Origin of the sequence: Pseudarthrobacter sp. S3 (genome assembly GCF_050156905.1) — a bacterium.
Lineage (GTDB): Bacteria > Actinomycetota > Actinomycetes > Actinomycetales > Micrococcaceae > Arthrobacter.
On record NZ_CP189583.1, the window covers coordinates 3245997 to 3272100 of the forward strand.

General features: G+C 65.8%; 24 protein-coding genes. 12 read left to right on the plus strand and 12 right to left on the minus strand.

Going from position 1 to position 26104, the window contains the following annotated elements; genetic code table 11:
* The first annotated feature begins 33 nt into the window (after nucleotides 1-33).
* Nucleotides 34-525 (plus strand): YajQ family cyclic di-GMP-binding protein, encoded by a 492-nt coding sequence (locus ACQCSV_RS15605; protein WP_104061835.1) that lies wholly within the window; start codon nucleotides 34-36, stop codon nucleotides 523-525.
* A 19-nt stretch (nucleotides 526-544) separates the two neighbouring features.
* Here ACQCSV_RS15605 and htpX read toward each other — a convergent pair whose 3' ends face one another.
* Entirely contained in the window at nucleotides 545-1411 is an 867-nt protein-coding gene (gene htpX, locus ACQCSV_RS15610) for a zinc metalloprotease HtpX (protein WP_354157996.1), read from the minus strand.
* A gap of 363 nt (nucleotides 1412-1774) precedes the next feature.
* Between htpX and ACQCSV_RS15615 the strand changes: the two genes are divergently transcribed.
* The 4 genes from ACQCSV_RS15615 to ACQCSV_RS15630 all read left to right on the plus strand — a co-directional run bounded on the left by ACQCSV_RS15615 (nucleotide 1775) and on the right by ACQCSV_RS15630 (nucleotide 5338).
* Nucleotides 1775-2539: a hypothetical protein gene (locus ACQCSV_RS15615; protein ID WP_282329557.1), complete on the plus strand. Its 765-nt coding sequence runs from the start codon at nucleotides 1775-1777 to the stop codon at nucleotides 2537-2539.
* 30 nt (nucleotides 2540-2569) lie between these two features.
* The gene (locus ACQCSV_RS15620; RefSeq protein ID WP_354153243.1) at nucleotides 2570-3055 is read left to right on the plus strand and encodes a Fur family transcriptional regulator; all 486 of its coding nucleotides are present in this window, start codon (nucleotides 2570-2572) and stop codon (nucleotides 3053-3055) included.
* A gap of 7 nt (nucleotides 3056-3062) precedes the next feature.
* Nucleotides 3063-4550, plus strand: a complete 1488-nt coding sequence (locus ACQCSV_RS15625; RefSeq protein WP_354153242.1) for a catalase — start codon at nucleotides 3063-3065, stop codon at nucleotides 4548-4550.
* Between the two features lie 152 nt (nucleotides 4551-4702).
* On the plus strand, nucleotides 4703-5338 hold the full coding sequence (locus tag ACQCSV_RS15630) for a DUF2461 domain-containing protein (RefSeq protein WP_426938735.1): 636 nt from the start codon (nucleotides 4703-4705) through the stop codon (nucleotides 5336-5338).
* A gap of 16 nt (nucleotides 5339-5354) precedes the next feature.
* On the opposite strand, the gene ACQCSV_RS15635 is transcribed toward ACQCSV_RS15630, so the two are convergent.
* From ACQCSV_RS15635 to ACQCSV_RS15665, 7 genes are all read right to left on the minus strand, one after another.
* On the minus strand, nucleotides 5355-6920 hold the full coding sequence (locus ACQCSV_RS15635) for an APC family permease (RefSeq protein WP_426938736.1): 1566 nt from the start codon (nucleotides 6918-6920) through the stop codon (nucleotides 5355-5357).
* Between the two features lie 176 nt (nucleotides 6921-7096).
* Nucleotides 7097-7504, minus strand: coding sequence for a DUF779 domain-containing protein (locus ACQCSV_RS15640; RefSeq protein WP_354153239.1), 408 nt, complete (start codon nucleotides 7502-7504; stop codon nucleotides 7097-7099).
* Entirely contained in the window at nucleotides 7504-8526 is a 1023-nt protein-coding gene (adhP, locus tag ACQCSV_RS15645) for an alcohol dehydrogenase AdhP (RefSeq protein ID WP_354153238.1), read from the minus strand. Before adhP ends, ACQCSV_RS15640 begins: the two co-directional genes overlap by 1 nt.
* 63 nt (nucleotides 8527-8589) lie before the next feature.
* Nucleotides 8590-10113 carry an acetaldehyde dehydrogenase ExaC gene (gene exaC, locus ACQCSV_RS15650; RefSeq protein WP_354153237.1) on the minus strand — a complete coding sequence of 508 codons (1524 nt, stop codon included), beginning with the start codon at nucleotides 10111-10113 and terminating at the stop codon, nucleotides 8590-8592.
* 125 nt (nucleotides 10114-10238) lie between these two features.
* Entirely contained in the window at nucleotides 10239-11642 is a 1404-nt protein-coding gene (locus tag ACQCSV_RS15655) for a GAF domain-containing protein (protein WP_354153236.1), read from the minus strand.
* Between the two features lie 116 nt (nucleotides 11643-11758).
* A complete protein-coding gene (locus ACQCSV_RS15660) occupies nucleotides 11759-13213 on the minus strand; it encodes an FAD-dependent oxidoreductase (RefSeq protein ID WP_426938737.1) in 1455 nt (484 codons plus the stop codon).
* An 80-nt stretch (nucleotides 13214-13293) separates the two neighbouring features.
* Nucleotides 13294-14289: a DNA topoisomerase IB gene (locus ACQCSV_RS15665; protein WP_426938738.1), complete on the minus strand. Its 996-nt coding sequence runs from the start codon at nucleotides 14287-14289 to the stop codon at nucleotides 13294-13296.
* Between the two features lie 93 nt (nucleotides 14290-14382).
* Between ACQCSV_RS15665 and rarD the strand changes: the two genes are divergently transcribed.
* Complete coding sequence (rarD, locus tag ACQCSV_RS15670; RefSeq protein ID WP_426938739.1) at nucleotides 14383-15369, plus strand: EamA family transporter RarD; 987 nt, start codon at nucleotides 14383-14385, stop codon at nucleotides 15367-15369.
* Between the two features lie 105 nt (nucleotides 15370-15474).
* Here rarD and gabT read toward each other — a convergent pair whose 3' ends face one another.
* Nucleotides 15475-16845 carry a 4-aminobutyrate--2-oxoglutarate transaminase gene (gabT, locus tag ACQCSV_RS15675; protein ID WP_426938740.1) on the minus strand — a complete coding sequence of 457 codons (1371 nt, stop codon included), beginning with the start codon at nucleotides 16843-16845 and terminating at the stop codon, nucleotides 15475-15477.
* Between the two features lie 74 nt (nucleotides 16846-16919).
* A complete protein-coding gene (locus ACQCSV_RS15680) occupies nucleotides 16920-18350 on the minus strand; it encodes a gamma-aminobutyraldehyde dehydrogenase (protein WP_426938741.1) in 1431 nt (476 codons plus the stop codon).
* A gap of 158 nt (nucleotides 18351-18508) precedes the next feature.
* On the opposite strand from ACQCSV_RS15680, the gene ACQCSV_RS15685 reads away from it, so the two are divergent.
* Nucleotides 18509-19942 (plus strand): PucR family transcriptional regulator, encoded by a 1434-nt coding sequence (locus tag ACQCSV_RS15685; RefSeq protein ID WP_426938742.1) that lies wholly within the window; start codon nucleotides 18509-18511, stop codon nucleotides 19940-19942.
* A 51-nt stretch (nucleotides 19943-19993) separates the two neighbouring features.
* Here the strand turns inward: ACQCSV_RS15685 and ACQCSV_RS15690 are convergent, their stop codons facing one another.
* On the minus strand, nucleotides 19994-21661 hold the full coding sequence (locus tag ACQCSV_RS15690; protein ID WP_426938743.1) for a CHAD domain-containing protein: 1668 nt from the start codon (nucleotides 21659-21661) through the stop codon (nucleotides 19994-19996).
* A gap of 167 nt (nucleotides 21662-21828) precedes the next feature.
* Between ACQCSV_RS15690 and ACQCSV_RS15695 the strand changes: the two genes are divergently transcribed.
* Nucleotides 21829-23052 (plus strand): MFS transporter, encoded by a 1224-nt coding sequence (locus ACQCSV_RS15695; RefSeq protein WP_426938744.1) that lies wholly within the window; start codon nucleotides 21829-21831, stop codon nucleotides 23050-23052.
* 5 nt (nucleotides 23053-23057) lie between these two features.
* Nucleotides 23058-23738, plus strand: coding sequence for a FadR/GntR family transcriptional regulator (locus tag ACQCSV_RS15700; protein WP_426938745.1), 681 nt, complete (start codon nucleotides 23058-23060; stop codon nucleotides 23736-23738).
* A gap of 81 nt (nucleotides 23739-23819) precedes the next feature.
* Here ACQCSV_RS15700 and ACQCSV_RS15705 read toward each other — a convergent pair whose 3' ends face one another.
* Nucleotides 23820-24356: a hypothetical protein gene (locus ACQCSV_RS15705; protein ID WP_426938746.1), complete on the minus strand. Its 537-nt coding sequence runs from the start codon at nucleotides 24354-24356 to the stop codon at nucleotides 23820-23822.
* 148 nt (nucleotides 24357-24504) lie between these two features.
* Here ACQCSV_RS15705 and ACQCSV_RS15710 point away from each other — a divergent pair, with 148 nt between their 5' ends.
* Genes ACQCSV_RS15710 through ACQCSV_RS15720 form a run of 3 tightly spaced genes read left to right on the plus strand, consistent with a single transcriptional unit; the run spans nucleotide 24505 to nucleotide 26094 of the window.
* Nucleotides 24505-24792, plus strand: a complete 288-nt coding sequence (locus ACQCSV_RS15710) for a hypothetical protein (protein WP_426938747.1) — start codon at nucleotides 24505-24507, stop codon at nucleotides 24790-24792.
* Between the two features lie 3 nt (nucleotides 24793-24795).
* Nucleotides 24796-25623 (plus strand): DUF1206 domain-containing protein, encoded by an 828-nt coding sequence (locus tag ACQCSV_RS15715; RefSeq protein WP_426938748.1) that lies wholly within the window; start codon nucleotides 24796-24798, stop codon nucleotides 25621-25623.
* Nucleotides 25624-25644: 21 nt separating this feature from the next.
* On the plus strand, nucleotides 25645-26094 hold the full coding sequence (locus tag ACQCSV_RS15720; protein ID WP_426938749.1) for an SRPBCC family protein: 450 nt from the start codon (nucleotides 25645-25647) through the stop codon (nucleotides 26092-26094).
* Nucleotides 26095-26104: the final 10 nt, after the last annotated feature.

A 26104-nucleotide genomic window follows, 5' to 3' on the forward strand; every position in this document is an offset into this window, starting at 1 on the left:
AATTTCAGGGCACCCACCGACACAAGGAGAATCATGGCAGGCGAGTCAACGTTCGACGTCGTAAGCAAAGTGGACAAGCAGGAAGTGGCCAACGCGCTAAACCAGGCACAGAAGGAACTGGTCCAGCGCTACGACTTCAAGGGCGTCGGCGCCGAGGTCGAATTCAGCGGCGAGAAGATCCTGATGAAGGCGAACTCGGAGGAACGCGTCCTGGCCGTGCTGGACGTCCTCCAGTCCAAGCTGATCCGCCGCGGCATCTCCCTGAAGTCCCTGGACACCGGCGAGCCGTACCCATCCGGCAAGGAATTCCGGCTGGAAGCCTCCATCAAGGAAGGCATCGAGCAGGATCTGGCCAAGAAGATCAACAAGCTGATCCGCGACGAGGGCCCCAAGGGGGTCAAATCCCAGATCCAGGGCGACGAACTCCGCGTCTCGTCCAAGTCCCGCGATGACCTGCAGTCTGTTATGGCGCTGCTGAAGGACTTCGACGAGGCGGACCTGCAGTTCGTCAACTTCCGCAGCTAGCACCCCTCCTCGGTTGTCCTCAGTTCAGCGGCCGGCCGGCAATCCGTTCCAGCCGGGCGATCCGCTCCTTCATGGGCGGGTGTGTGGCGAACAGCTTGGTGATCGCCCCGCCGCGGAACGGGTTGGCAATCATCAGGTGCGAGGTGTTGACCAGCTTCTGCTCCTGCGGCAGCGGCGCAATCCGCACCCCCTGCTCAATCTTGCGCAGGGCCGAGGCGAGGGCCAGCGGATCGCCAGTGAGCTCCGAACCGTCCTCATCGGCGTCGTACTCGCGGGTCCTGGAGATGGCCAGCTGGATCAGCGACGCCGCAAACGGCGCCAAAAGCGCCATCGCCAGCATGGCCAGCGGGTTGGAGTTGCGCCGGTCGCCCCCGAAGAACAGCAACATCTGGCCCACGGACGTGATGACGCCAGCCACCGCGGCCGCCACCGAGGACGTAAGGATATCCCGGTTGTACACGTGCATCAGCTCGTGCCCCAGAACCCCGCGCAGTTCCCGGGCATCGAGCAGCTGTAGGATCCCCTCGGTGCAGCACACGGCGGCGTTTTTTGGGTTCCGGCCGGTGGCGAACGCGTTCGGGTTCATGGTGGGTGAGAGGTAGATACGGGGCATCGGCTGGTTGGCCCGGACCGAGAGCTCCCGGACAATCTGGTACAGCTGTGGCGCCTGGGCCTCCGTGACGGGGTAGGCCTGCATGGAACGGATGGCGATCTTGTCGCTGTTCCAGTAGCCGTACGCCGTGGTGGCCACGCCGATCAGGGCCATGATCCAGATGGGCGCTGCACTGCGGGTATTGATCCCGATCAGTCCGCCCAGGCCCAGGAGCACGGCCCACAGGACGCCGAAGAGCGCCGCAGTTTTCAGGCCGTTGTAATGCTTGTGCACGTCCGCTCCTCCTGCTCGCCCTGACAAAGTTCCCCCAACAAGGCACGGTCCTAAAGCACCGGGTCGCGGGCATCGTATATGTAGAAGCCCGGCTGCAGCTGTGCCTCCGGCCAGACCACCGCGATGCGCTAAACCCCGCCCGGATGCAGGACCCATCCCTCACTCAAAATCTTAGTCCCGGAGCCTGCCAGCAGGTCGCCCACCCGCGGGCCGGCTGGTTGACGCGGCACCAACGCAAACGCGCCCAGCAGGCCCACATAGAAGCTGTCCTGCGTGAGCCGGTACACCTCAACCCTAATGGGGCAGCGGCGTCCTGTTCTGTCACACGATTGGTATCCTCAGTCGGGGGAAAGGAATCGGCTTATGAATGTGTCCAGGCGGCTGCTTTTTGCCTCGGATTTCTGGGAGGTTGCCCGGCCCCGGACTGCTCTGAACGCCGGCCATCTGCTGATCCGGCTCACCAATCCGGCCACCGCGTTCGATCTCCGCTCGGCCACTGACTGGCTGCACTGCGACAACGTTGCCCGGCAGGCCCTCGCCGAAGTCCTGGGAGCCAGCCGCTGCACGGTAATGTTTGCGCACCGGTGGCACCCCATCGGAGCGGCCATAGGCGAACCGGAGGCGGAATCCTCCACCCCCACCTTCCACTTGTTCGGGCGCTGGGACGCCGAGCCGGTCACCCCCGGCGAACAGCTGCGCCTTCCCGCGCAGCGCCGGGTGCCGGCCCCAGCGGAAGAGCTCAAAGAGTACGACGGCGGCCTCCGCACCGCCCTGCGCCGGCTGGCTGCGGAGCAAGAGGCAGAGCCCGTCCCGCCGGCGGACGGCACCTTCCCGGAACTCACTGCCAGGGCCCCGCAGGTCAAGGCCGGAGCGCACCACACACTACTCTCCCCGGCGTTGCCGCCGGCGCCGGGCGGAGCCGTCCTGACCCCGGGTCACCTGCTGGCGCTGGCCGCCGCCATCCAGGGCCTGACGGACCGCCCCGGCGTGACGGGTCTAAGCTGTGTGGTGCCGGAGCCCGGAGCCGGCGGCCTGAAATTCCATGCCATGGGCCGCTCGGCAGGAGAATCCCTCAACCCCATGCAGGAATTCCTGGATTTGCCGAAAGTAAGCCAAGCCTTATTGTGATCGACTCATAATAAGTGTTTCAATAGAGGCATGACGGAACACTTTGGCGGCCACGATGCATGGGCTGCAGCCCTGCGCGCCCACGGCCGCCGGGTGACCAGGCAGCGGCTCGCCGTGCTCACCGCCGTCGAACATCACCCGCACTCCCCCGCGGAGAGCATCCTGGCCGCCGCGCGCACCGAGCTTCCGGAGCTGACCGCGCAATCCGTATACGTGGTCCTCGGCGACCTGACCGATCTGCACATGCTGCGCCGCTTCGAACCGCCGCATTCCCCGGCCCTGTACGAGACCCGCGTCGGTGACAACCACCACCACGCCATCTGCATCAGCTGCGGCCGCGTGGAGGACGTCGACTGCGCTGTCGGACACGCGCCCTGCCTCACCCCGCATTGGGATGAGAACTCCAAGCCGATGACCATCCAGATCGCCGACGTGATGTACCAGGGCATCTGCCAGGACTGCCAGGCGTCCCAAAAACTTCCTTCTGAACGTCCCTCACAAGTAATCGAGAAATAGGAGAAATATGACTGCGAACATCTCAACAACCCAGTCCGGCGCGCCCGTCACTTCCGACGCGCACGCACAGTCCGTCGGTGCCGACGGCGCTATCATCCTCACGGACCACTACCTGATCGAAAAGCTCGCCCAGTTCAACCGCGAGCGGGTGCCGGAGCGCGTAGTGCACGCCAAGGGCGGCGGCGCGTTCGGTACGTTCAAGGCCACCTCGGACATCTCCAAGTACACTAAGGCCGCGTTCCTGCAGCCGGGCGTCGAAACCGAGATGCTGATCCGCTTCTCCTCCGTCGCCGGCGAAGCAGGCTCCCCGGACACCTGGCGCGACCCCCGCGGTTTCGCTGTCAAGTTCTACACCTCCGAGGGCAACTACGACCTCGTGGGCAACAACACCCCCGTCTTCTTCATCCGCGACGGCATCAAGTTCCCGGACTTTATCCACTCGCAGAAGCGCCTCCCGGGCACCCACCTGCGCGACGCAGACATGCAGTGGGACTTCTGGACCCTGTCCCCCGAGTCCGCACACCAGGTCACCTGGCTCATGGGCGACCGCGGCCTGCCGGCGTCCTGGCGTGAAATGCAGGGCTACGGCTCGCACACCTACCAGTGGATCAACGCCGCGGGCGAGCGCTTCTGGGTCAAGTACCACTTCAAGTCCAACCAGGGCGTCAAGACCATGTCCGGCGACCAGGCTGAAGAGCTGGCCGGCTCGGACGCGGACTTCTACATCCGCGACCTGCAGGAAAACATCGCCGAGGGCAACTTCCCGTCCTGGGAACTGCACGTCCAGGTCATGCCGTACGAAGATGCCAAGGGCTACCGCTTCAACCCGTTCGACCTCACCAAGGTGTGGCCGCACACGGACTACCCGCTGATCCACGTGGGCACCATGGAGCTGAACAAGAACCCGGAGAACTACTTCTCGCAGATCGAACAGGCCACCTTCGCGCCGTCGAACTTCGTGCCCGGTATCGCCGCTTCCCCGGACAAGATGTTGCAGGCCCGCATCTTCTCCTACGCCGACGCACACCGCTACCGCGTGGGCACCAACCACGCGCAGATCCCGGTTAACCAGCCGAAGAACCAGGTCAACAACTACAGCCAGGACGGTGCCGGGCGTTACCACTTCAACGCCCCCTCCGTACCGGTTTACGCGCCGAACTCCTTTAACGGTCCCGCTGCCGTTGAGCCGGCTTCCCCGGCCGGTGGCTGGGAGAACGACGGCGAGCTTACGCTCTCCGCACACTCCCTGCACGCCGAGGACGGCGACTTCGTCCAGGCCGGCACCCTGTACCGCGAGGTGTTCGACGACGGCGCCAAGGCCCGCCTGTTGGACACCATCACCGGTGCTGTGGGCGGCGTGAAGATCGCCGAGATCAAGGAACGAGCCATCCAGTACTGGACCAACGTGGACGCCGAACTCGGCGCCAAGCTGCGCGCCAACCTGGGCACGGGCTCCCCTGATTCCGACGCTGAGGCTGCCAACAAGATCGGCTAGTTTCTCCGCCCCTTGTGGTGCAACGCCCGCCCCGTCACGGTTTCGTGGCGGGGCGGACGTGTTTCCGCATCTCTCTTGTTCCCCAGCCTTTTGTTTCCACATAGGGACAATGCCTCTGGCCGGGGCCGCCCGGTGGTACCTAGGATCACTGCATGAGTACATTCCAGGGCATCCCTGCAGGGGCATTCGAGTTCTATGCCGAGCTTGAGCACAACAACAACCGGGAGTGGTGGCTGGAACACAAGGACAGCTACAACACCCTCGTGCGGGATCCGGTCACGGCCCTGCTGGCCGAACTGGAGCCCCGGTTCGGGCCGGGCAAGATCTTCCGGCCCAACCGGGACATCAGGTTCTCCCAAGACAAATCGCCGTACAAGACTTCCCAAGGAGCGTTCGCGTCGTCCCAGGAAGGCGTGGGATATTACGTCCAGGTGAGCGCCGAGGGGCTGCTGGTGGGCGGCGGCTGCCACACCAGTTCGCCAGCCCAGCTGTCCCGCTTCCGGAACTCGGTTGATGCTTCCGGGACCGGTGAATCGCTGCGGCACATCGTGGAGTCCGTGGCTGCCGCGGGCTTTGTCGTGGAAGGCGAAAAGCTCAAGACAGTGCCGCGCGGTTTCGACAAGGACCATCCCCGGGCGGAGCTGCTGAAGCACAGATCGCTGTCCGCCGGCATCGAGCTGGGCCAGCCGGAGTGGCTGGATTCATCGGCCGCGGCTCGGGAAATCGCGGGGCTATGGGACGAGCTGCGGCCCCTGGTGGACTGGGTAGGTCGGCACGCGGCGCCCTGACTGCGCGGGTACGGGCCTACTGGCGGCTGAGGGCTTCGTCCTCGGCTGCTGCACGGCCGGCAAGGGCGGCGTCCGCGCTGGATTCCGTGGCGTCCACGGCGGACTTTGCTTCGGCGAACCTTTCGTTCAGGCGGGAGTGCCGCTGACCGTAGGCGAAATAGATCACCACGCCGATGACCAGCCAGCCGGCGAAAAAGATCCAGGTCTCCACGGCGAGGTTCGTCATCAGGTACAGGCACAGGACGGCCGAAACCACCGGGAGGACCTTGCCGAACGGAACGCGGAAAGACGGCTTCAGGTCCGGGCGCTTTTTGCGCAGCACCAGGATGCCCAGGCTCACCACCACAAACGCGGACAGAGTGCCGATGTTGATCATTTCCTCCAGCAGGTCCACGTTGGTCAGGCCGGCCACAAGTGCCACTGCGGCGCCGCAGATGATCTGGAGGCGGACCGGCGTCGAACGCTTTTCGCTGGTCTTGGACAGTGCGCGGGGCAGCAGCCCGTCGCGGCTCATGGCCAGCACCACGCGGGACAGCCCCATCAGCAGCACCATGATGACGGTGGTGAGGCCGATCAGGGAGCCGAAGGCGATGACCTTGGCCGCGGTGGTGTTGCCGACGGCCTCGAATGCGGTGGTGAGGGTGGGGGTTTCAGCTGCCGCGAGGTCCGTGTAGGACACCATGCCGGTGAGCGCGAGGGACACCAGGATGTATAGCAGCGTCACCACGGCCAGGCCGCCGAAGATGCCGCGCGGCAGGGTCTTCTGCGGGTTCTTGACTTCCTCCGCGGACGTGGCCACGACGTCAAAGCCGATGAAGGCGAAGAACACCAGGGCAGCGCCGGCGAAGATCCCCAGAGTGCCGTACTGTGCAGGCGCGGCGCCGGTGAGGAAGCCGAAGAATGACTGCTTCAGGACATCCGCGGCGCCGCCGGCAGTGGGTTCCGCCGCAGGCACAAACGGCACGTAGTTCTCGAACTTCACGTACGTGAAGCCCACCACGATCACAAACAGCACCACGGCGATCTTAATCAGGGTGAAGACGTTTCCCACGCGGGCGGAGAGCTTGGTGCCCATAACCAGGAGCACAGTGAAGACGGCAACGATCAGGAACGCGCCCCAGTAGAGGTCCACGCCGCCGAGCGACAGCGCCGGCGGGACGTCGGCGCCCATCAGTGCAAACACCTTGCTGAGGTAGATGCCCCAATACTTGGCGATCACTGCCGCAGCGGTGAACAGTTCCAGGATCAGGTTCCAGCCGATGATCCAGGCGAGCAGTTCGCCCATGGTGGCGTACGTGAAGACGTAGGCCGACCCGGCGACCGGAATAGCGGTCGCAAACTCGGCGTAGCACATGATGGCCAGTGCACACGTCACGGCGGCAACGGCGAAGGACAGCGTCACGGCGGGGCCGGAGAAGTTGGCCGCGGCCTTGGCGCCCACCGAGAAGATACCGGCGCCGACGGCGACGGCGACACCCATGATCATCAGGTCCCAGCTGCTCAGCGACCGCTTGAGCTTGCGTCCGGGTTCATCGGCGTCGGCTATGGACTGCTCGATGGATTTGGTCCGGAGAAGGTTCATAAGGAATTCCACAATCCTGATTTGTGTTGGAAACAGACCCATCAACGATACTTGTCCACTCACTGGACGTTCACACCCGTCCCGCATGGTGAGACGCAACTAATGCCGAAGATAATTGCGAAAAGGCCCCTGAAGCCCTCCTTTAGAGGACCTCAAGGGCCTTTCGATCGAACCGTTTAGACGGGCCAGTCCATCAGCTTTGACCGGATCAGGAATCGTTTGCCTTCCGGCGACTCAACCGAGAATCCGCTCCCCCGGCCCTGGACCACGTCCACGGTCAGATGGGTGTGGCTCCAGTAGTTGAACTGCTCCTTGGACATCCAGAACTCGAGGGGCCGCGGCTCCAGGCCGTCGGCGATGTCGAACAGCCCCAGGAGGACGTCAGCTTCCGCGGTGATGAACTCCCCGGCCGGATAACACATTGGCGAGGACCCGTCGCAGCAGCCGCCGGACTGGTGGAACATGAGGGGTCCGTGCTGGCCCCATAGTTTCCTGAGCAGTTCCAGGGCCTCGGCCGTGAGCGCCACGCGGGAGATGTCCTCCCCGGGCAGCGTCACTGCCGCGTCAAGCCTCGCCTCCATCATCAGTACTTGATGACGACGCGGCCGTCGATCTTGGCGTGTTTCATCTCGTCAAGAACGGCGTTGACCTCGGAGAGTTCCCGGGTGGACACCGTGGGATGGATCTTGCCCTCGGCGTAGAACTCGAGTGCTTCCTCCAAGTCCTGCCGGGTCCCCACGATCGAGCCGCGGACGGTCAGGCCCTTGAGCACAATCTCGAAGATCGGTGCCGGGAAGTCGCCCGGCGGCAGGCCGTTGAACACAATCGTCCCGCCCCGACGCGCCATGCCGATCGCCTGGCCAAAAGCAGACGGGTGTACTGCGGTGACCAGTACTCCATGGCAACCTCCGGTTTCGCGTTGGATAACTTCAGCGGGATCTTCGTGCAGCGCGTTGACGGTAAGCTCCGCACCATGCTTCTTGGCCAGGGCAAGTTTGTCGTCCGCGATATCCACGGCCGCTACCCGCAGGCCCATCGCCACGGCGTACTGGACAGCAATGTGCCCGAGACCGCCGATGCCGGAAATGGTGACCCACTGTCCGGGCCTGGCTTCGGTCATCTTCAGACCCTTGTAGACCGTGACGCCGGCGCAAAGCACCGGGGCGATTTCAACGGGGTCCGAGCCCGCCGGGATGCGGGCGGCAAAACGCGTGTCGACGAGCATGTACTCCCCGAAGGAACCGTCCACACTGTAGCCGGCGTTCTTCTGCACTTCGCAGAGGGTCTCCCAGCCGGTCCGGCAGTACTGGCAGTCGCCGCAGGCGGACCAGAGCCAGGCGTTGCCGACGAGGTCGCCGACAGCCAGGTCGGTGACCCCTTCGCCCAGGGCAACCACTTCCCCTACGCCTTCGTGGCCGGGGATGAACGGTGGTGTCGGCTTGACCGGCCAGTCGCCCGCCGCCGCGTGGAGGTCGGTGTGGCAGACGCCGGTGGTGATGACCTTGACCAGCGCCTCACCCCGGCCCGGGGTTGGAATGGGGAGGGTCTGGATCTGAAGATCCTTGCCGAACTCGGTTACTACTGCTGCTTGCATTGTCGTCGTCATTGGCGAAATCCTTGCGTTGATAAAGCGTTGGAGCGGTGGAGGTGGTGCTGCCTTCCTGAGGGCTTAGAAGAAGCCGAGCTTGTTCTCGTTGTAGCTGACCAGCAGGTTCTTGGTCTGCTGGTAGTGGTCCAGCATCATGGAGTGGTTTTCACGTCCGATGCCGGAGGACTTGTACCCGCCGAACGCGGCGCCAGCCGGGTAGGCGTGGTAGTTGTTGACCCAGACACGGCCGGCCTGGATCTCGCGCCCGGCGCGGTAGGCGACGTTGCCGTTACGCGACCAGACGCCGGCGCCAAGCCCGTAGAGGGTGTCGTTGGCGATTTCCATTGCGTCGTCGTAGTCGCTGAACCGGGCTACAGACACAACAGGTCCGAAGATCTCCTCCTGGAAGATCCGCATCTTGTTGTGGCCCTCGAAAACGGTGGGCTGAACGTAATATCCGCCGGCCAGGTCGCCGGGCATTTCGGCGCGGGCGCCGCCGGTAAGCACCTTGGCACCCTCCTGCTTGCCGATGTCAATGTAGGAGAGGATCTTCTCAAGCTGGTCGTTGGAGGCCTGTGCTCCGAGCTGGGTTTCGGTGTCCAGCGGGTTGCCCTGGATGATTTTCTCCACCCGGGCCACGGCGTCGGCCATGAAGGAATCATAGATGTCCTCCTGGACCAGGGCGCGGGACGGGCAGGTGCACACCTCACCCTGGTTGAAGGCGAAGAGCGCGAAGCCCTCCTGGGCCTTGTCGTAGAACGCGTCATCGGACTCGGCAACATCGTTGAAGAAGATGTTCGGGCTCTTGCCGCCGAGCTCGAGGGTGACGGGGATCAGGTTCTGGGACGCATACTGGCTGATCAGGCGGCCCGTGGAGGTTTCGCCGGTGAAGGCGATCTTGCGGATCCGCGGGCTGGACGCGAGCGGCTTGCCGGCCTCGACGCCGAAGCCGTTGACCACGTTGAGCACACCGGCGGGCAGCAGGTCACCGATGAGTTCCATCAGGACCAGAATGGACGACGGCGTCTGCTCTGCGGGCTTGAGGACCACGGCGTTGCCGGCTGCGAGGGCGGGGGCAAGCTTCCAAACGGCCATCAGGATGGGGAAGTTCCACGGGATGATCTGGCCCACGACGCCGAGGGGCTCGTGATAGTGATAGGCGGTGGTGTCGTCGTCGAGCTGTGAAAGCCGGCCCTCCTGGGCGCGGACGGCGGAAGCGAAGTAGCGGAAGTGATCCGCCGCAAGCGGGATGTCTGCGTTCAAGGTTTCGCGGATGGGCTTGCCGTTGTCCCACGATTCGGCGACGGCGAGCATCTCGAGGTTCTCGTCGATGCGGTCGGCGATCTTGTTCAGGACCGCGGCGCGCTCGGCCACGGAGGTCTTGCCCCAGGACGGTGCAATCTTGTGGGCCGCGTCCAGGGCGAGTTCAATGTCTTCCGCGGTGCCGCGTGCCACTTCGCAGAAGACCTTGCCGGTGACGGGTGTGATGTTCTCGAAGTACTGGCCCTTGACGGGGGCAACCCACTCGCCGCCGATCCAGTTCTCATAGCGGTCCTTGAACGTGACCTTCGAACCCTCGGTACCGGGCTGTGCGTAAACAGTCATTGCTAGCTCCTTTGCTGTGCATGAAAGGTGGCGCCTGATGATGGCGTCCGCCGTTGGTTTCAGCGTAGGAGTGTGAAGGTTGCAGTCAGGTTGCGCGGGTGTGAGCCAGCTCACGGCCCCGGTGGTCAGGCGCTGAGTTCAGCTTCCAGCCGCTCAAGGTCCGCAACGATGGCGGCCCGCTTCGGCGAGCGCAGCGGCAGCAGCTTCAGGGCCGCAGTCCGGACGTCGACGTCGTCCCTCGCCTCCGGGAGGGCAGCGTATTTGAGCAGCGTCTCGGCACTGCCATCTGTCAGGACCGCTTCGCGCATGAGCGAGGAGACCCTGTCGCGGAGGTCGATGATGCCCGGCGCTTCGGAGCGCGGCAGCACGGCGCCGCGGTAGATTTCAAGTGCAATCCGGTGGGCGCCGCGCTGCAGACAGTTCAGCACCTGCCCGCTGTCCGGGACCAGGTCCATGGTGAGTTTGTACGGCCGGGATTCCGGAACGGCGGCCGGGTTGAGCTGCTGGAGGATCTTGCGCAGCCGGACCATTTCCGCGCGGAGCGTCATGGTGGGGCCGTCGCCCGGGTAGAGCAAGAAGCTGAGCTCCTCGGCGCTCAGCCCGGCGGGGTGGGTGCTGAGCAGGGCGAGGATTTCACTGTGGCGGGCGGACAGCGCCACCGTTTTTCCTTCGATACTGAGCAGCGCCTGGTCACGGCCCAGCAGCTGCAGGCTGTTGCGGTACAGGCTGCCTTCCTTAGCACCGCCGGCTCCCCCGGCCCGCGTCGAATCCGAGCTGGCCGACCGTGCCCCAGACGCTGTACTGGTGTTCCGCCGTCGGGCCGGCCGGCTGGCTAGGGTCGCCGCCAGCTGCAGGCGCTCAACTCGGAGCTGCGCCTGAGCGGCAGCGACGGTCGCCTCTACTAGGGACAGCGTGTGGGCCGCCACCGCACTGGCTTTGCCCGTGATGTCCACAACGCCCAGCAGCGCACCGGAATCCGGATCGTGAAACGGGACGGCGGTGCAGCTCCATGCGTGGACGGATCGCTGGTAGTGCTCCGCCCCGGAAATCTGGATCCCGCGGCCCAGGGCCAGGGCAGTTCCGGGCGCACTGGTCCCCACCGTGGCCTCTGACCAGTCGGCGCCCGGGACGAACATCATGCCTTCGGCGCGGCGCTGCAGGGCGGGATCCCCTTCCACCCAGAGCAGCCGGCCAACCTCATCACCGACGGCAACGAGCAGGCCGCTATCGTGGCTGGGCTGGACCAGGAGCTTGTGGATCACGGGCATGATGATGGCCAAGGGGTGCTGCCGCCGGTATTCCTCAAGCTCATCAGTGTCCAGAACCAGGGGTGCTTCAGGGTTGTCCGGGTTGGCCTGCAGTTTGACGGAACGCTGCCAGGATTCCCGGATCAGCCTGCGCAGCCCGGGGATTTCCGGCGCGTCCGGAAATGCATGGGCGCCAAGCTGCTCATGCGCGGCCAGGGCATCACGCTGGGCCAGCGCTGTCGCTTCGCCGTCAGATGCCGGCGGCAGGATCAGGTTCCTCATCGAACTCCCACTTGCGCTCGGCTTGCAGGCGCGGCACATTGCAGCCAGCCTGGGTTTAGCCCAGTCTAACGCCGCCCCGCACCCGCGCCTAGGGATGGAGTGAGGGAGGGCGGGGGTCAGGCGCGGGAGATGCTGATCATTTCCTCGCGCGGGACTACCTTGATGCGTTCACGCACGACGGCGGCGGTCCCGTCGGTGCCCGGCTTACCTTCGGTCCACGCGGCGCCGAGGGCTGCTTCGTGCGCATCCAGCTTGATCCAGCCCTCCCACGTGGTGAACTCGATGCCGCGCTCCTGCAAGAGGTCGATGATGGCCTGCGGATCAGGATTCTCGGCCGGGGGAAGCGTGAGCCGGTCCTCCAGCAGGAAGCCGATGGTTTCCAGGGCGTCGCCCTTGGTGTGGCCGATCAGGCCGACCGGCCCTCGCTTGATCCAGCCGGTGGCGTAGATGCCGGGGACGGGGTTGCCGTCGGCGTCGAGCACGCGGCCGCCCTCGTTGGGGATCACGCCGCGTTTGGCGTTGTATTCCAGCTCGTCCAGGGGCGAGCCGTGGTAGCCGATGGCTCGGTACACGGCCTGGACGGGGTAGTCCACAAACTCGCCCGTGCCCTTGACGTTGCCGGTGCCGTCCAGTTCCATCCGCTCAAACTTGATGCCGGCCACCTGGCCGGACCCGCCGTCGTCGGGGTCCTCGTAGACCTCAACGGGGCTGTGCAGGAAGTGCAGGTGCAGGCGGCGTGAGGACGGTTCTTCCGCTTCGGCGTGCTCTTCCACGAGCCAGTTGGTCAGCGTGTTCACCATGGTTTTGATCTGGTTGTTGCTGCGGATGGCGTCATCGGAAGCCTCATCGAACTCAAAGTCCTCCGGGTACAGGACAATGTCCACGTCCTTCATGTGGCTCAGCTCGCGCAGCTCCAGCGGCGTGAACTTGACCTGCGCCGGGCCACGGCGGCCGAAGACGTGCACGTCCGTGACCGGTGAGTTCTTCAAGCCCTGGTAGACGTTGTCCGGGATCTCGGTGGTGAGGAGTTCCTCGGCGTGCTTGACGAGCATCCGGGCCACATCCAGCGCCACGTTCCCATTGCCGATCACCGCGATTTCCTTGGCTTCCAGCGGCCAGTCGCGGGGCACATCGGGGTGGCCGTCGTACCAGGACACAAAGTCGGCGCCGCCGAATGATCCCGCCAGGTCGATGCCCGGGATAGGCAGATCGGCGTCCTTGATGGCGCCGGTGGAGAAAATTACGGCGTCGTAGAAGGCCCGGAAGTCATGGAGGGTGAGGTCGCGGCCGTACGTGACGTTGCCCAGGAAGCGGATGTCGCCCCGGTCCAGGACCTTGTGCAGCGCGTTCACGATCCCCTTGATGCGGGGGTGGTCCGGCGCTACGCCGTAGCGGATCAGGCCGTACGGGGCAGGGTAGGCCTCGAAAAGGTCGATGCTGACCTCAAAATCGCCGTCCTTAACACCGTTGGACTTGGTCAGGATGTCCGCCGCATAAACACCTGCCGGCCCCGCACCCACAATGGCAACGCGGAGTGGACGCTTGGAGGTGGTTTCGCCTGGGTTGGACACCGGGAGCCCTTCTGGAACGAGGAGATTGCGACGGAGACGCGCAGTGCAGCGCGCAGTGCAGTTGCGCACAATGTCCCATTCTAAATGTGTTCCAGCGGCACCACGTCGCCTTCCCGGTACAACAGCGCCCGGAGCTCGGCCTCCGCGGAGTCCAGGCGTTTGGGGTCGATGGTCTCCCCCGCGGCAAAGTGGTCCAGCAGCCGGGGATCAACATAACTTTTGCGCGCGATGGACGGCGTGTTCCCCAGTACCGCGGCAGCCTCCTGCATGGCCACGCTGATGGCGCCCTTCCGCGCCGAAACAGTCCTCTGCGGGCCGCTGCGCGCCAAGCTGACGGCGGCCGCCACGGTTCCGCGCAGCGTCCGGAAGTCCTTGGCGGTGAAGTCCAGGCCCGTCCGCTCCTTGACGTAGGCATTGATGTCCGCGCTGGTGACCGGCCGCCAGGTCCGGCCCTCCTTGTACGCCAGCAGCCTGGCATTTCCACCGCGGCGCTTAAGCGTCCGCACCAGGGCGGCGAGGTCGGCGTCGTGGATTTCCGATTCCCAGTCCTTGCCGCTCTTGGCCGGAAACTTCAGCTCCAAGCACTCCCTGCGGACGTGGACATGCGCGCACAGGAGCGTGGCCAGGCCGCGGCTGCCGTTCTCGTTGGTGTACCGCTCGGATCCCACGCGCAGGGACCCGCTGTCCAGCATCCGGAAAGCCGCCGCCAGTACACGTTCGCGGCTGGTACCGTCGCTGCGCAGGTCCAGGGTGACCAGCCGGCGGGCGGTGGGCAGCGACTCGGCCAGTTGCAGGGCGCGGTCAAACTTCACCCGGTCCTTCCGCTCGCGCCAGGCAGGGTGGTAGATGTACTGCCGCCGGCCCATCGCATCCAGGCCGGTCGCCTGGATGTGACCGTTGTCGAACGGTGCAATCCAGACATCGGTCCAGGCCGGCGGGATGCCGATGCTCTCCAGCCTGTCCCGGACCGGCCCGGGCGGCAGCGTGGAGCCGGCCAGGTCCCGGTAGCTGAAGCCCGTCCCGGCGGGCACGCGACGGTAGCCGCGGCCGTTCGCGTTGCTGCGGCGGAGCCTCACGGGACGGCCACCTGGGAGTTCATCGGTTCCATGAAGGACAGCGTACTGACTATTGACTGGAATACGAGTCCAACAACTGGTGTTATTGGTTAGGTGCCTACTCCCCCTGAAACGAACTCCTTGCCCAAGACCGCTGTCACCGCTCCATCCGGTCTTAAGGCTGTGGACAAGGAGACGACGGCGGGAGTCCTGTTCGGGTTCGGCGCGTACGGGTTGTGGGGGCTGCTTCCGCTGTACTTCTTTGCGCTGATGCCCGCCGGAGCGGTGGAGATCGTGGCCAACCGTGTGGTGTGGTCCCTGCTTTTCTGCATCCTCCTGATCACCGTCACCCGGTCCTGGCGCGCGCTGGCCCGTGCCTTCCGGGACCGCTCGGTGTTCGGTTCACTGGCCCTGGCGGCTGCCCTCATTGCCGTGAACTGGCTGACGTACACCTACGGCGTCACCACTGGCCAGGCTGTCGAAGCCGCGCTGGGCTACTTCATCAATCCGCTGGTCTCGGTCCTCCTGGGTGTGTTCGTCCTCAAGGAGAAGCTGCGCCCCCTCCAGTGGGCCGCCGTCGGGATTGGTTTTGTCGCAGTAGGCGTACTGACGGTCAGCTACGGCAAACTGCCGTGGATCGCGCTGACGCTGGCCTTCAGCTTTGGGCTGTACGGGTTTGTGAAGAAACGGGTTGGCCCGAAAGTGGACGCGGTGACCAGCCTCAGCCTGGAAACCATCGTGCTGGCCCCGATCGCCGCGGCCACCATGGTGTTCCTGGGTGTCAGCGGCTCGGCCACCCTGGCCAGCCAGGGCCCCGGGCATTTCTGGCTCCTGGCGGCCTCCGGCGTGATCACTGCGGTGCCGCTGCTGTTCTTCGGCGCATCGGCCCGCCGGCTGCCCATGACCACCCTCGGGCTGCTGCAGTACGTCGCCCCGCTCCTGCAGTTCATCGTGGCGCTGGTGGTGTTCCAAGAAGCCATGACCGTTAGCCGCTGGATCGGCTTCGGGGTGGTGTGGCTGGCCCTGCTGCTGCTGACCGCCGACATGCTCCGGGCAACCCGCAAGAACTCGATGGCAAGGAAACTCGCACGCGCCTCATGAAACGAGCGCGAACGAACACTTGAGGCCCTGGAAACGTGAGTTTCCAGGGCCTCAAGTGTTCGTTCGCGCCGTTGCGAGGGGACGCTAACTCTGTGGGGCTGGGTCCTAAGCGTTGGCCTTAATGGCCGCAGCGAGGACGTCCAGGCCGTCGTTCAGCAGGTCGTCGGTGATGACCAGCGGCGGCAGCAGGCGGATGACGTTGCCGTAGGTGCCGCAGGTGAGGATGATGACGCCTTCCTTGAGGCAGGCGGCGGCCACGGCCTTGGTCAGCTCGGGGTTGGGTTCCTTCGAACCGGCCTGGACCAGTTCGACGGCCAGCATCGCGCCGCGGCCACGGATGTCGCCGATCACGGCAGTCCCGGCGCCGGCGAGCTCAGCCTGCAGCTCCTGCAGGCGTCCCGCGGCGAGCTGCTCGATGTGGCGCGCGCGGCCGGCGAGGTTGTATTCCTCCATGGAGCCGATCGCGGCCAGCGCGGCAGCGCAGGCAACCGGGTTACCGCCGTAGGTGCCGCCCAGTCCGCCCGGGTGGACGGCGTCGAGCAGGTCCGCGCGGCCGGTGATTGCGGACAGCGGCATGCCGCCGGCGATGCCCTTGGCCATGGTGATGATGTCCGGGACAACGTCCTCGTGGTCCACCGCGAACCATTCGCCGGTGCGGCAGAAACCGGACTGGACCTCGTCGGCGATGAACACCACGCCGTTGGCCTTGGCCCAGGCGGCCAGTGCCGGCAGGAAACCCTCGGCCGGGACAATGAAGCCGCCCTCGCCCTGGATGGGTTCGATGATGATCGCGGCCACCTGGTCGCCGCCGATCTGCTTCTCGATCATGGTAATGGCGCGCTTGGCGGCCTCCGCACCGGTGATCGAGGCGTTCTCCTCGCGGTACGGGTAGCTCATGGGCATGCGGTAGACCTCGGGCGCGAACGGGCCGAAGTTGGTCTTGTACGGCATGGCCTTCGCGGTCAGCGCCATGGTCAGGTTGGTGCGGCCGTGGTAGGCGTGGTCAAAGGCGACGACGGCGTCACGCCCGGTGGCGAGGCGGGCCACCTTGATGGCGTTCTCCACAGCCTCGGCGCCGGAGTTGAACAGCACGGTCCGCTTCTCGTGGCTACCCGGGGTCAGGCGGTTGAGCTGCTCCGCGAGGGCAACGTAGCTTTCGTACGGAGTGACCATAAAGCAGGTGTGGGTGAAGTGCTCCACCGCTTCCTTCACGGCCCCGACGACGGCGGGATCGGACGCGCCGACGCTGGTCACCGCGATGCCCGAGCCGAGATCAATGAAGGAGTTGCCGTCGACGTCGTGGATGATGCCGCCGTCGGCGTCCGCAACGTAGACGGGAACGGCGGAGGCAACACCAGCGGCGACCACTGCCTTGCGGCGCTCGGTCAGGGCGATGGACTTGGGGCCCGGGAAGTCGGCCTGGACACGGCGCTTCTGTTCCATGCGGAAGGTGATTTCACTTGCTGTGGTGCTCATGGGGTTTCCTTTCAGGGCCCGGTGATCGAGCCTGTCGAGATCCTGGTTTCGACAAGCTCAACCACCGGGAGTTGCTAGGCGTCGAGTGCGCTCATGACGTGCTTGATGCGGGTGTAGTCCTCGACGCCGTACATGGAGAGGTCCTTGCCGTAGCCGGACTGCTTGAAGCCACCGTGCGGCATTTCGGCGGTGAGGAGGATGTGGGTGTTGATCCAGACCGCGCCGAAGTCCAGGTCGCGGCTCATCCGCATGGCGGTGCCGTGATCGGACGTCCAGACGCTGGAGGCGAGGGCGTATTCGACGTCGTTGGCCAGCTCGAGTGCCTCCGCTTCGGAGGAGAACTTCTGCACGGTGATGACCGGGCCGAAGGTTTCCTTCTGGACGATGTCGTCCGTCTGCTTGGCGCCGGTGACGATAGTGGGTTCGAAGAAGAAGCCCTTGTCCCCGGCGCGGTGCCCGCCCGTAACAATCTGGCAGTTCTCCGGGAGGTGCTCCACCACGGAGGTGACGGCGTTGAAGTGGTTCACGTTGTTCAGCGGGCCGAAGTAGTTGTCTTCGTCGTTCTGCGAGCCGGTGTGCAGCGTCCTGGTGTGCTCAACCATGGCCGCCACGACGTCGTCGTGGACTGAATCCTCAACCAGCACACGGGTGATGGCGGTGCAGTCCTGGCCGGCGTTGAAGAAGGCGAACTCGGCGATGGCCGCGGCGCTCTTCTTGATGTCCGCGTCCTTGAACACGATGGCCGGGGCCTTGCCGCCGAGCTCCAGGTGGGCGCGCTTGAGGCCCTTCGCGGCCCCGGAGGCAACGGCGATGCCGGCCCGGACGGAACCCGTGATGGAGACCAGGCCGGGGACCCGGTGCTCCACCATCATCGCACCGGTTGCGCCGGTTCCCAGAACGACGTTCAGGATGCCGGCGGGCAGGATGGCGCCGGCCAGGCGGGCCAGCACCAGGGTGGATTCCGGGGTTGTGTCGGACGGCTTGAGGACCACAGTATTGCCGGCCGCGAGGGCGGGGCCGATCTTCCAGATGGCCATCAGGAACGGGTAGTTCCAGGGGGCAACCTGGGCCACGACGCCGATGGGTTCGCGGCGTACATAGGAGGTGTGGCCTTCGAAGTACTCGCCCGCGGACTTGCCCTCGAGGATGCGCGCGGCACCGGCGAAGAAGCGGAGCTGGTCCGCGCCTGCGGCAATTTCCTCGGACGCGATCAGGCTGCGCACCTGCCCGGTGTTGCGGTGCTGGGCCTCCACAAGTTCGTCACTGTTGGCCTCAACGGCGTCCGCGAGCTTGAGGAGCATCAACTGGCGCTGCCCGGGGGTGGCGTGCTTCCAGGTCTTGAAGGCGTCCTTGGCCGCGGTCATGGCAGCGTCGACGTCGGCCTGGATGGACACAGGAGACTGAGCCACAACCTCGCCGTTGGTGGGGTTAACGATGTCCAGCAGGTCGGTGCCCGCAGGCGTGACGAACTCACCATTGATGAAGTTCTGCAAGGTTTGAACCACGGTGTACAACCTCTTTCATAAGGGAACATAAGCTGCAAAGCGGATGGTTGCGACTGCCTTGAGCCTATGCCAGCACCTTCACCCCGGGGAATAGCCACCTGCACACCCTTAGCCTCACTGTTTAGTGCGGTTGACCAGCATCCGTCTATCCTTGGACCATGGCCATTTCCCTCGCCACCCTGCTCGGCGTGCACTCCCTCCACCTTTCCAATGCAGGCCTTGCCGAGACCACCTGGCACGAGGACATCAACTGGGTTGCCGTCACGGAACTGGAAGACCCGCAGCGCTTCCTCAGCGGCGGCGAACTGGTACTGACCACCGGCATGCGCCTGCGGTCCGCGCCCGAGCAGCGGCGCTTTGTCCGGCAGGTCCAGCGCGCCGGAGCCGTGGGCATCGGCTTCGGGACCGGTCTGACGCACGACGCCGTCCCGCCGGCCCTGATTGCCGAGGCCAACCGCTGGGGGCTGCCGATCGTCCAGGTGCCGTACGAAACGCCGTTCATTGCCATCGGCAAACTGGTGGCGGAAGCGCAGGCCGCGGATCATGTCGCGAAGCTGGAACGTCTGATCGCGGGCCACCAGGTCCTGGCCCGCGCGCTCCTCACCGGCGGCGGCCTCGCCCAACTCCTGAAGCACCTGGGCGGGATGCTGCGGACGGAGATTGCCCTCACCCAGTTCACCGCCCACCTGTACAACAGCAGCTCCGAGCTCCTCTCCGCTGACACGTGGTCCTCCTACCCCATCCCCACCGGCCGCCGCGATGCCTGCACACTGTGGGTCCGCCAGCCATTCGAGGATTCAGGGATCATCGGCTATGCCCAGAACCTGATCAGCGTGGAGCTGAACAACATGGTCAAGCAGCGCCAGGCCCAGCGCGCCCTGTGCGGGCAGGTGCTCGAGGACGTCATCCACGGCGCCCTGGAGACCAGCGAGGCCCAGCGGCGCCTGGCCGGCGTGGGCCTGAACAGCACGCGCAAAAACGTGGTGCTGCTGGCGGTGTCCGCCGCCCATCACAAGGCGCTGGTGAGCACCTCGGTGCCGCAGCCGCTGGAGAACGCGGTGGCCGCCGTCGTCGGGAAGGACCTGGTGGTGGTGATCAACGACGACGGCGGTGCGGCACCTGCGCTGGCCAGGCGCCTCAGCGACCACCTGGCTGAGGCAGGGATCCACGCGACGATCGGGATCGGCGGCGGGTACACCAAGCCGAATGGCCTGCGCTGGAGCTACTTCGAGGCGCGCGATGCGGCCAGCCACGGCCTGCCGGTTAACGAGCCGGAACGCCTGAGCCTGACGTCCCTGTTGCTGGCCAGCGAAGACGTTCCGCTGGCTGACATGGCACACGAGTCGTTGAACCCACTCCGCGCCTTCGACGCTGCCCACGGCGCGGAACTGGTGACCACCCTGGAAAGCTACCTGAACAACAACGGTTCCGTGGCCGCCGTCGCCGAAGCCCTGACCCTGCACCGGAACACGGTGCGGTACCGGTTGGCGCAAATCACCGAACTCACCGGCTACGATCCTTCGGTCACAGCGGACCGCGTGCAGCTGTGGCTGTCGCTTGCCGTGTCGCGGCTCGGAGCGCGGCACCCCTGACGACCGCAACGCGGGGTCACATCGCGCCCATGTTACGGCCCCGGATGGGCGCTAAATGACCCCGCGTTGGAGGCGTTGGCGGGACTTCTTGCGTTCCTTCCGGTACTCGGCTTCCGCGTCGGCCGCGAGCTGTACCTGCCGCGTATGGAGGGTGACGTAGGCCGACGCAACAGCCTCGGGCAGGTCCGGCGCGGCCGCAAGCTTGGCCAGCAGGTCCCGTGCCACCACGCTGTCGTGAAAGTCTCCGAGGACCTGCTGCTGGCGGTGCGCGGCCTTGGCGATCTTCGCGGCGCGCTTACCGTGCACCGGCGCTGCGGACTCCGCCACGTGCCGCAGCCGTTTGGCGTCCTTGCGCACGTCGTGAAGGCATGTCTCGTGGTCCGCTCCCCGGCGTGCACGTTTGGCCGTCCTCGCTGCGCGCTGCAGGCGTTTGGCGGCCTTGGCCACCAGCTTCCCTGCCGCCTTACGGGCCGGGGCTGCGCCTTCGGACCGGACCGGCGGGTGGTCACGGAAGGCTTCCAGGTCATCCAGGAGCCGGAAGTACCGTTCGGAAAGCAGTGCCTTCTGGAGTTTCCGGTAGGCCTTGTTCAATCTGTTGCCGAGTTCATCGTCCAGCCGGCCCTTCACTGCCGAGGCCAGCCCGGGCGGCAGTTCGGCCGTGTGCCCGAGCAGGCGAGCCAGCATCACTTCGGCGTCGCGGGGCGACCCCAGCACGCTGCCGAGCCATTTCAGTTCGGCACTGAGGCGCCGCCCGGCCACGGGACTGTAGAGCCGGCGGTACGCTGCGAGCGCGGAACGGGCCCGGCGGGTGGCCGACCGCAGATCGTGCACAGCCTCGGGTTCCTCCAGCCGGACGCCGGGATCATGTGCCAGGATTTCGCGGATCTGCGCAGCCAGGTAGGCGGTCAGCAGGTCTGACACCGGATCCTTCTTGCCGGGACTTTTTGGCCCGGCCGCGGCACCGGACTCCGTGGCAGGCAGCGCCAGGACCTTTGCCAGCTTCGAGCCGTGTTTGGCGGGGTGAGCCCCGGCGGCCGCCAGGATTTGCTCAGCGGCCGGGAACAGGTCAGGACTCCCGTGCACCAGCTCGAGCTCCCATTCGCGCCACTGCCGTGTACGGGTATTGCGGTCAGGGGCGGCTTCCCCGTCGGGCTCGGCCGCGCGGCCCTCAGCGACGTCGGGAGCACGGTCGGGAGCACCGCCCGCAGCGAGATCTGCCGCGCCGAGCAACTCTGCGCTCACGCGGTCATCGGCCAAATCCGCCAGGTGGACTCCGTCCGCGCCGTACAAAGGATAAGTGGTGCGCCGGGTTTCGAGCCGGACCACCGGGGCGGCATCCTCACCCCGGAGGTACGCCAGCACGTGCGCCAACAGGCTGTCGGGAACGACGCCGGGCTGGCCCAGCGGGGCGTGCAGCTCGCGGCGCCGCTGGGGTTCCGAGCCGGAGACGACCGACGTGCCACCGGCCCCGTCGCCGGACCGGGGGCCCTCCGCTGTCAGCTTCAGGTGCCAGCCGGCGTCGACTCCGCCGGTGCGGCGGCGAAGTGTGATGTCGCGGGCGGCGAGCGTATGGCCTGCTGTGTCGAAGTACACCGCTTCCAGGGTGTCCACGTGTGGCTCCCCCACGCGGGCCACCCCGGGGATGTCCGCGATCGCCGGCACCTCGGCGTCCGGGCCGACGTCGTACTTCTTTTCGACCTCAACTGCCTGCGAAGCCATGACCGGCCGTCCTTCCTCAATGATGGGCGCCAGATCCAGCTGGACAAGTTCTCAGGAGCCCGGGACGGAACTCTTGTGGCCCGAGTCTATGCCCGCATCATTAATAGCCGGGAGAGGTTGGCCACAGAACCCTAGACATCAAACGTCTGACGTCTAACGTTAAGGACATGACTGTTTCCCCTTCCGGTACCCCGACGCTGTCCGACGCGCCGCCCAAGCCGCGTGCCGCCGTCGTGTTCGGCGTCATTGCGCTGGTGCTTATTGGCCTGAACCTGCGCGCGGGGATTGCGGCGGCGTCGGCCCTCCTCCACGATTTTCAGCAAGTCCTTGGCTACGGACCGCTGGTGGCAGCGATCATCCCGTCCATCCCCACGCTCTGTTTTGCGGTGGCGGGGGCCGCGACCTCGTGGCTGACCGGACGGCTGGGCGTGGAGAAGGCAATCCTGCTGGCGCTCGGATTCCTGGCCGGCGGGCTGCTGCTCCGAGGGATCCCGGCAACCGGCATGCTGGTGGCGGGCACCGTAATCGGGATGTCCGGCCTGGCGGTCTGCAATGTGGCTATGCCGTCGTTCATCCGCGAGCATTTCGCCAGCCGCACCTCGGCGATGACCGCGCTCTACACCGTCACCATGACCACCGGCGCCACCGTCACCGCGGTCGCCGTCGTCCCGTTGGCGTTGGCACTCGGCTCACCGTCCGCCGCAGTCGGCACCATCGGATTCCTTGCCGTGGCCGCCTTCCTGGGCTTCCTGCCCGTTGTTCTGCATGCGCACCGCAACAGCGTCCGGAACACTGCTGCCCGCATCTCCCCATGGCCACTGCTCCGCACCCGGAAGGGCCAGCTTCTCACCGCCCTCTTCGCCCTCCAGGCGCTCCTCGCGTACTCGCTGATCAGCTGGTTCCCGTCGATGTTGATAAACATGGGCATCAATTCAGCTGACAGCGGCCTGATGTACGGGCTGATGCAGCTTATGTCCGTACCGGCCGGCATGGTGCTGCTCGCCATCGGCTCGCGGCCGCGGATGCTCCGGCCAGCGTTGTATCTGGTCAGCACCACCATGGTGGCCGGCCTGGCCGCTCTGATGTTCCTGCCGGTGGGCCTGGCCGTCATCCCCACCGTCCTGCTTGGCTTCGGCCTGGGAATTTTCCCGCTGGTGATGGTGATGATCAGCCGGAGCGGGACGAGCACCGCGGAGACCACTGCCCTGTCCACGCTGGCGCAGTCCACCGGCTACCTGCTGGCCACGGCCGGCCCCTTCGGTGCCGGCCTGTTGTTCAGCGGGACTGGCGGCTGGACGCTTCCCCTCGCACTGCTGCTGGGCCTCGCCGTGGTCCAAGTGGTGGTTGCACACCTCATCTCCCGTGCCCCCTTGTCCGCCCTGAAGAAGTAGGCGCCATGACCCTGAGCACCTCACCCCGCCAGCCCCTCGCCGACGAGGTCACCGCCAAACTCCGTCAGATGGTCCACTCCGGCGAATGGCCCCTGGACCAGCGCATCCCGTCCGAGCCGGAGCTGATGCATGGCCTGGGGGTCTCGCGCGGCACTTTGCGCGAAGCCATCAAAGCCCTGGCGCATAGCGGGATGCTGGAGGTCCGCCGCGGCGACGGCACCTACGTCCGCGCCACCAGCGAGATGTCCGGCGCCGCCCGGCGGATGTACCAGGACCACACGGACGAACACATCCTCGAGGTCAGGCTCGGCCTTGACACGCAGGCGGCGCGCCTCGCGGCCCGGAATGCAACGGCCGACGACGTCGCCGACCTGCGCACGGTGCTCGCCACCCGGGAAGTCGCCTGGAACGCCGGTGACTTCGAGGGGTGGGCCCGGGCGGACTGGGCCTTCCACGCGCGCCTTGCCAAAGCCTCCGGGAACCCGCTGCTGCACGAGCTCTACGTCAGTTTCGGCGACGTGTTCCACCAGGACCTGCTCAAACAGCAGCGCAAGGGCAGGCTGGACGGCCTCACGAATGAAGGCCATGGTGCCGTGGTGGACGCCATCGAGGCCCACGACGCCGATTCCGCGGTGGCCAGCGTCAACCAGAACCTTAACACCTGCGCGGAGTGGCTGCGGGCGTAAGTCCAGCGCACGACGGCGGTCCGGCACCTGGATGCCGAACCGCCGTCGGGCGTTACCGCGTGCTGCGGCTGCCGCTGCCGGTCAGGGGCGGAGGCCCTGGAACACGTTCTTGGGCCGCTGCATCTCACCATGCTTGGCACCGAGGATAATCACGGCACCGGCGAAAGCAGGAATGGCCCACTGCAGCATTTTGAGCTGCTGCTGCGCCGACTTCAGCTCATCGGAGGCCCCTGCCCTGGGCTCCGTGGCCCCCTCGCCGCCCTGGTCCGCGAGCTGGTCCACCTTCTTGCCGAGAAGCCCGGCGTACAGTGTCACGGCGGCGCCGGCCAGGGTCACCGCCGTCTTGATCACAGTGTCCCGCGCCACGCCGTCCTGCTTCGCGATGCGGTCCTTGTTCTCAAAGGCAATCGCGAGGTCAGCCAGCAAATGCGAGGCGAAAGCCGCAGTCTGGACCGGCGCCCACTTCATCCAGCCTGCACTGGAGAGCCGGGTCCGTTCGGCCGGGTCCTTGGCATCCGCGGCCGCACCGTTCAATCCGATGGCGCCCATGAGTGAACCGCCGAACCAAGCCGCAGCCGTCAGATCGTGGACGGAGCGGGCAACAAGATTTCCTGCCATGATGAGCTTCCTTACGTTGAGTTGGTTCTGAGGTGCCGCCGGTGCGGTTCTCACTGGTCCATGACGTTCATGCTCACGCTATCGTAAGCACACTTACTAATATTACGGAACCCCGTCTTCAACAGCGGATACGCGTAACATCGTTGCCATGGAAACAGGGACCTTGTTCGGTTGGGCATTTGGCGAACCCGCCCGGGAAAAGAATGGCGCGTATGTGTCGGGCCTTGAGAAGGATGCACTGGAGAATGCCAGGGAGACCGCCAAGGCCAAGGGCGTAACCGTGGTTGCTGGCTCCGAGGTTTTCACGGCCCTGGGCGCAAATGACAGCCTGGTGGAGCTGGATCACGCTCCGGGCAAGCTGGTGGTCCGTTGCACGGTGCGCATTGAAGGCCAAGGGGCCGGGAAGCTCCACGCCGAGGGGCCCATGAACGGCTGACTCATGGCAGACGGGGAATCCAGCATCAGCGAGGCGGCAGACGCCGTCGAGGAGGCGTCCGACACCAAGGCGCTGGACGTTGTGGCGCGCTCGGGTTTTGCCGTGATGGCCCTGCTTCACATCATCGTTGGTGCGATTGCCATCGCCCTGGCCTTCGGCCAGCCGGGGCAGGCTGAAGCCACGGGTGCCATCGAGCAGCTGGGCGCCAACCCCTGGGGACCGGCCGTGCTGTGGTCCTGCGTCGTGGCGTGCACCGGCCTGGCTTTGTGGCAACTCAGTGAGGCCACCCTCCGTTCGCGGCGTCTTCCCCGAGCGAAGCGGCTCGGAAAGCTGATCTCCTCCGGCTTTTTGGCCGTAGCTTACGGAAGTGTGGGCGTCAGCTTCGCCGGGTTTGCCGTGGGCCTGCGCGGAGATTCCGGAGACACCACACGCGATTTCAGCACGGCCCTCCTGAACACGCAGTTCGGGCTGCCTGCGCTGGTGGCGGTAGGCCTGACCACCATGGGCGTCGGCGTCTACTTTGTGGTGAAGGGACTGCGGCGCGGATTCAAGGAGGAACTCTTCCGGTTCGAGGGCACCCGCCGCGGCAAGCTCATCGATTCCTTGGGCGTCACCGGGCACGTGGCTAAGGGAATCGCGCTGAACCTGGCCGGACTGCTGTTTGTGATCGCCGCGGGGAAGCAGAGTCCCGAGGAATCCACCGGGCTGGACGGAAGCCTCAAGGCGCTCCGAGACCATCCGTTCGGCCCGTACCTGCTTGTCGCGATCGGGGTGGGTTTTATCTGCTATGGCCTGTTCGCGCTGGTCCGGGCCCGGTTTGGCAGGATGTAGCCACCAAGGGAAGGGAAGCCAATGTCAACCGTGAGCCAACTGTTCAACTCCCCGGCCGTCGACGTCTGGAAAGTGATCGCCGACGGCTGGCTCTACTCCGGCTGGGTGGTGGGCGCCTCCCGCATCCGGGCCGTCGACGCGCAGTGGCCCGGGACCGGCTCCCGGCTGCACCACTCCGTGGGCCCCTGGCCACTGGTGATCAATGACAGCACCAGCGTGGCCGCCGTCGAACCCGGCCGCTTCCTGGAACTCGTGGCGCGTGGCTGGCCTCTGGGTGAAGCCAAAGTGGTGATCACACTGGAGGATCTGGGCACACAATGCCGGGTTTCCATCGCCGAGGACGCCATCCGTGGACCGGGCAAGGTTGTCCCCAAAGTGCTGCGCGACGCACTGATTGGCGCCCGGAACCGCGAAACCCTCAGCCGGCTGGAACTCCTGGCGGCCGGTGGGGCGGGAGCTGAGCCGGGGTAGCGCCGCATTC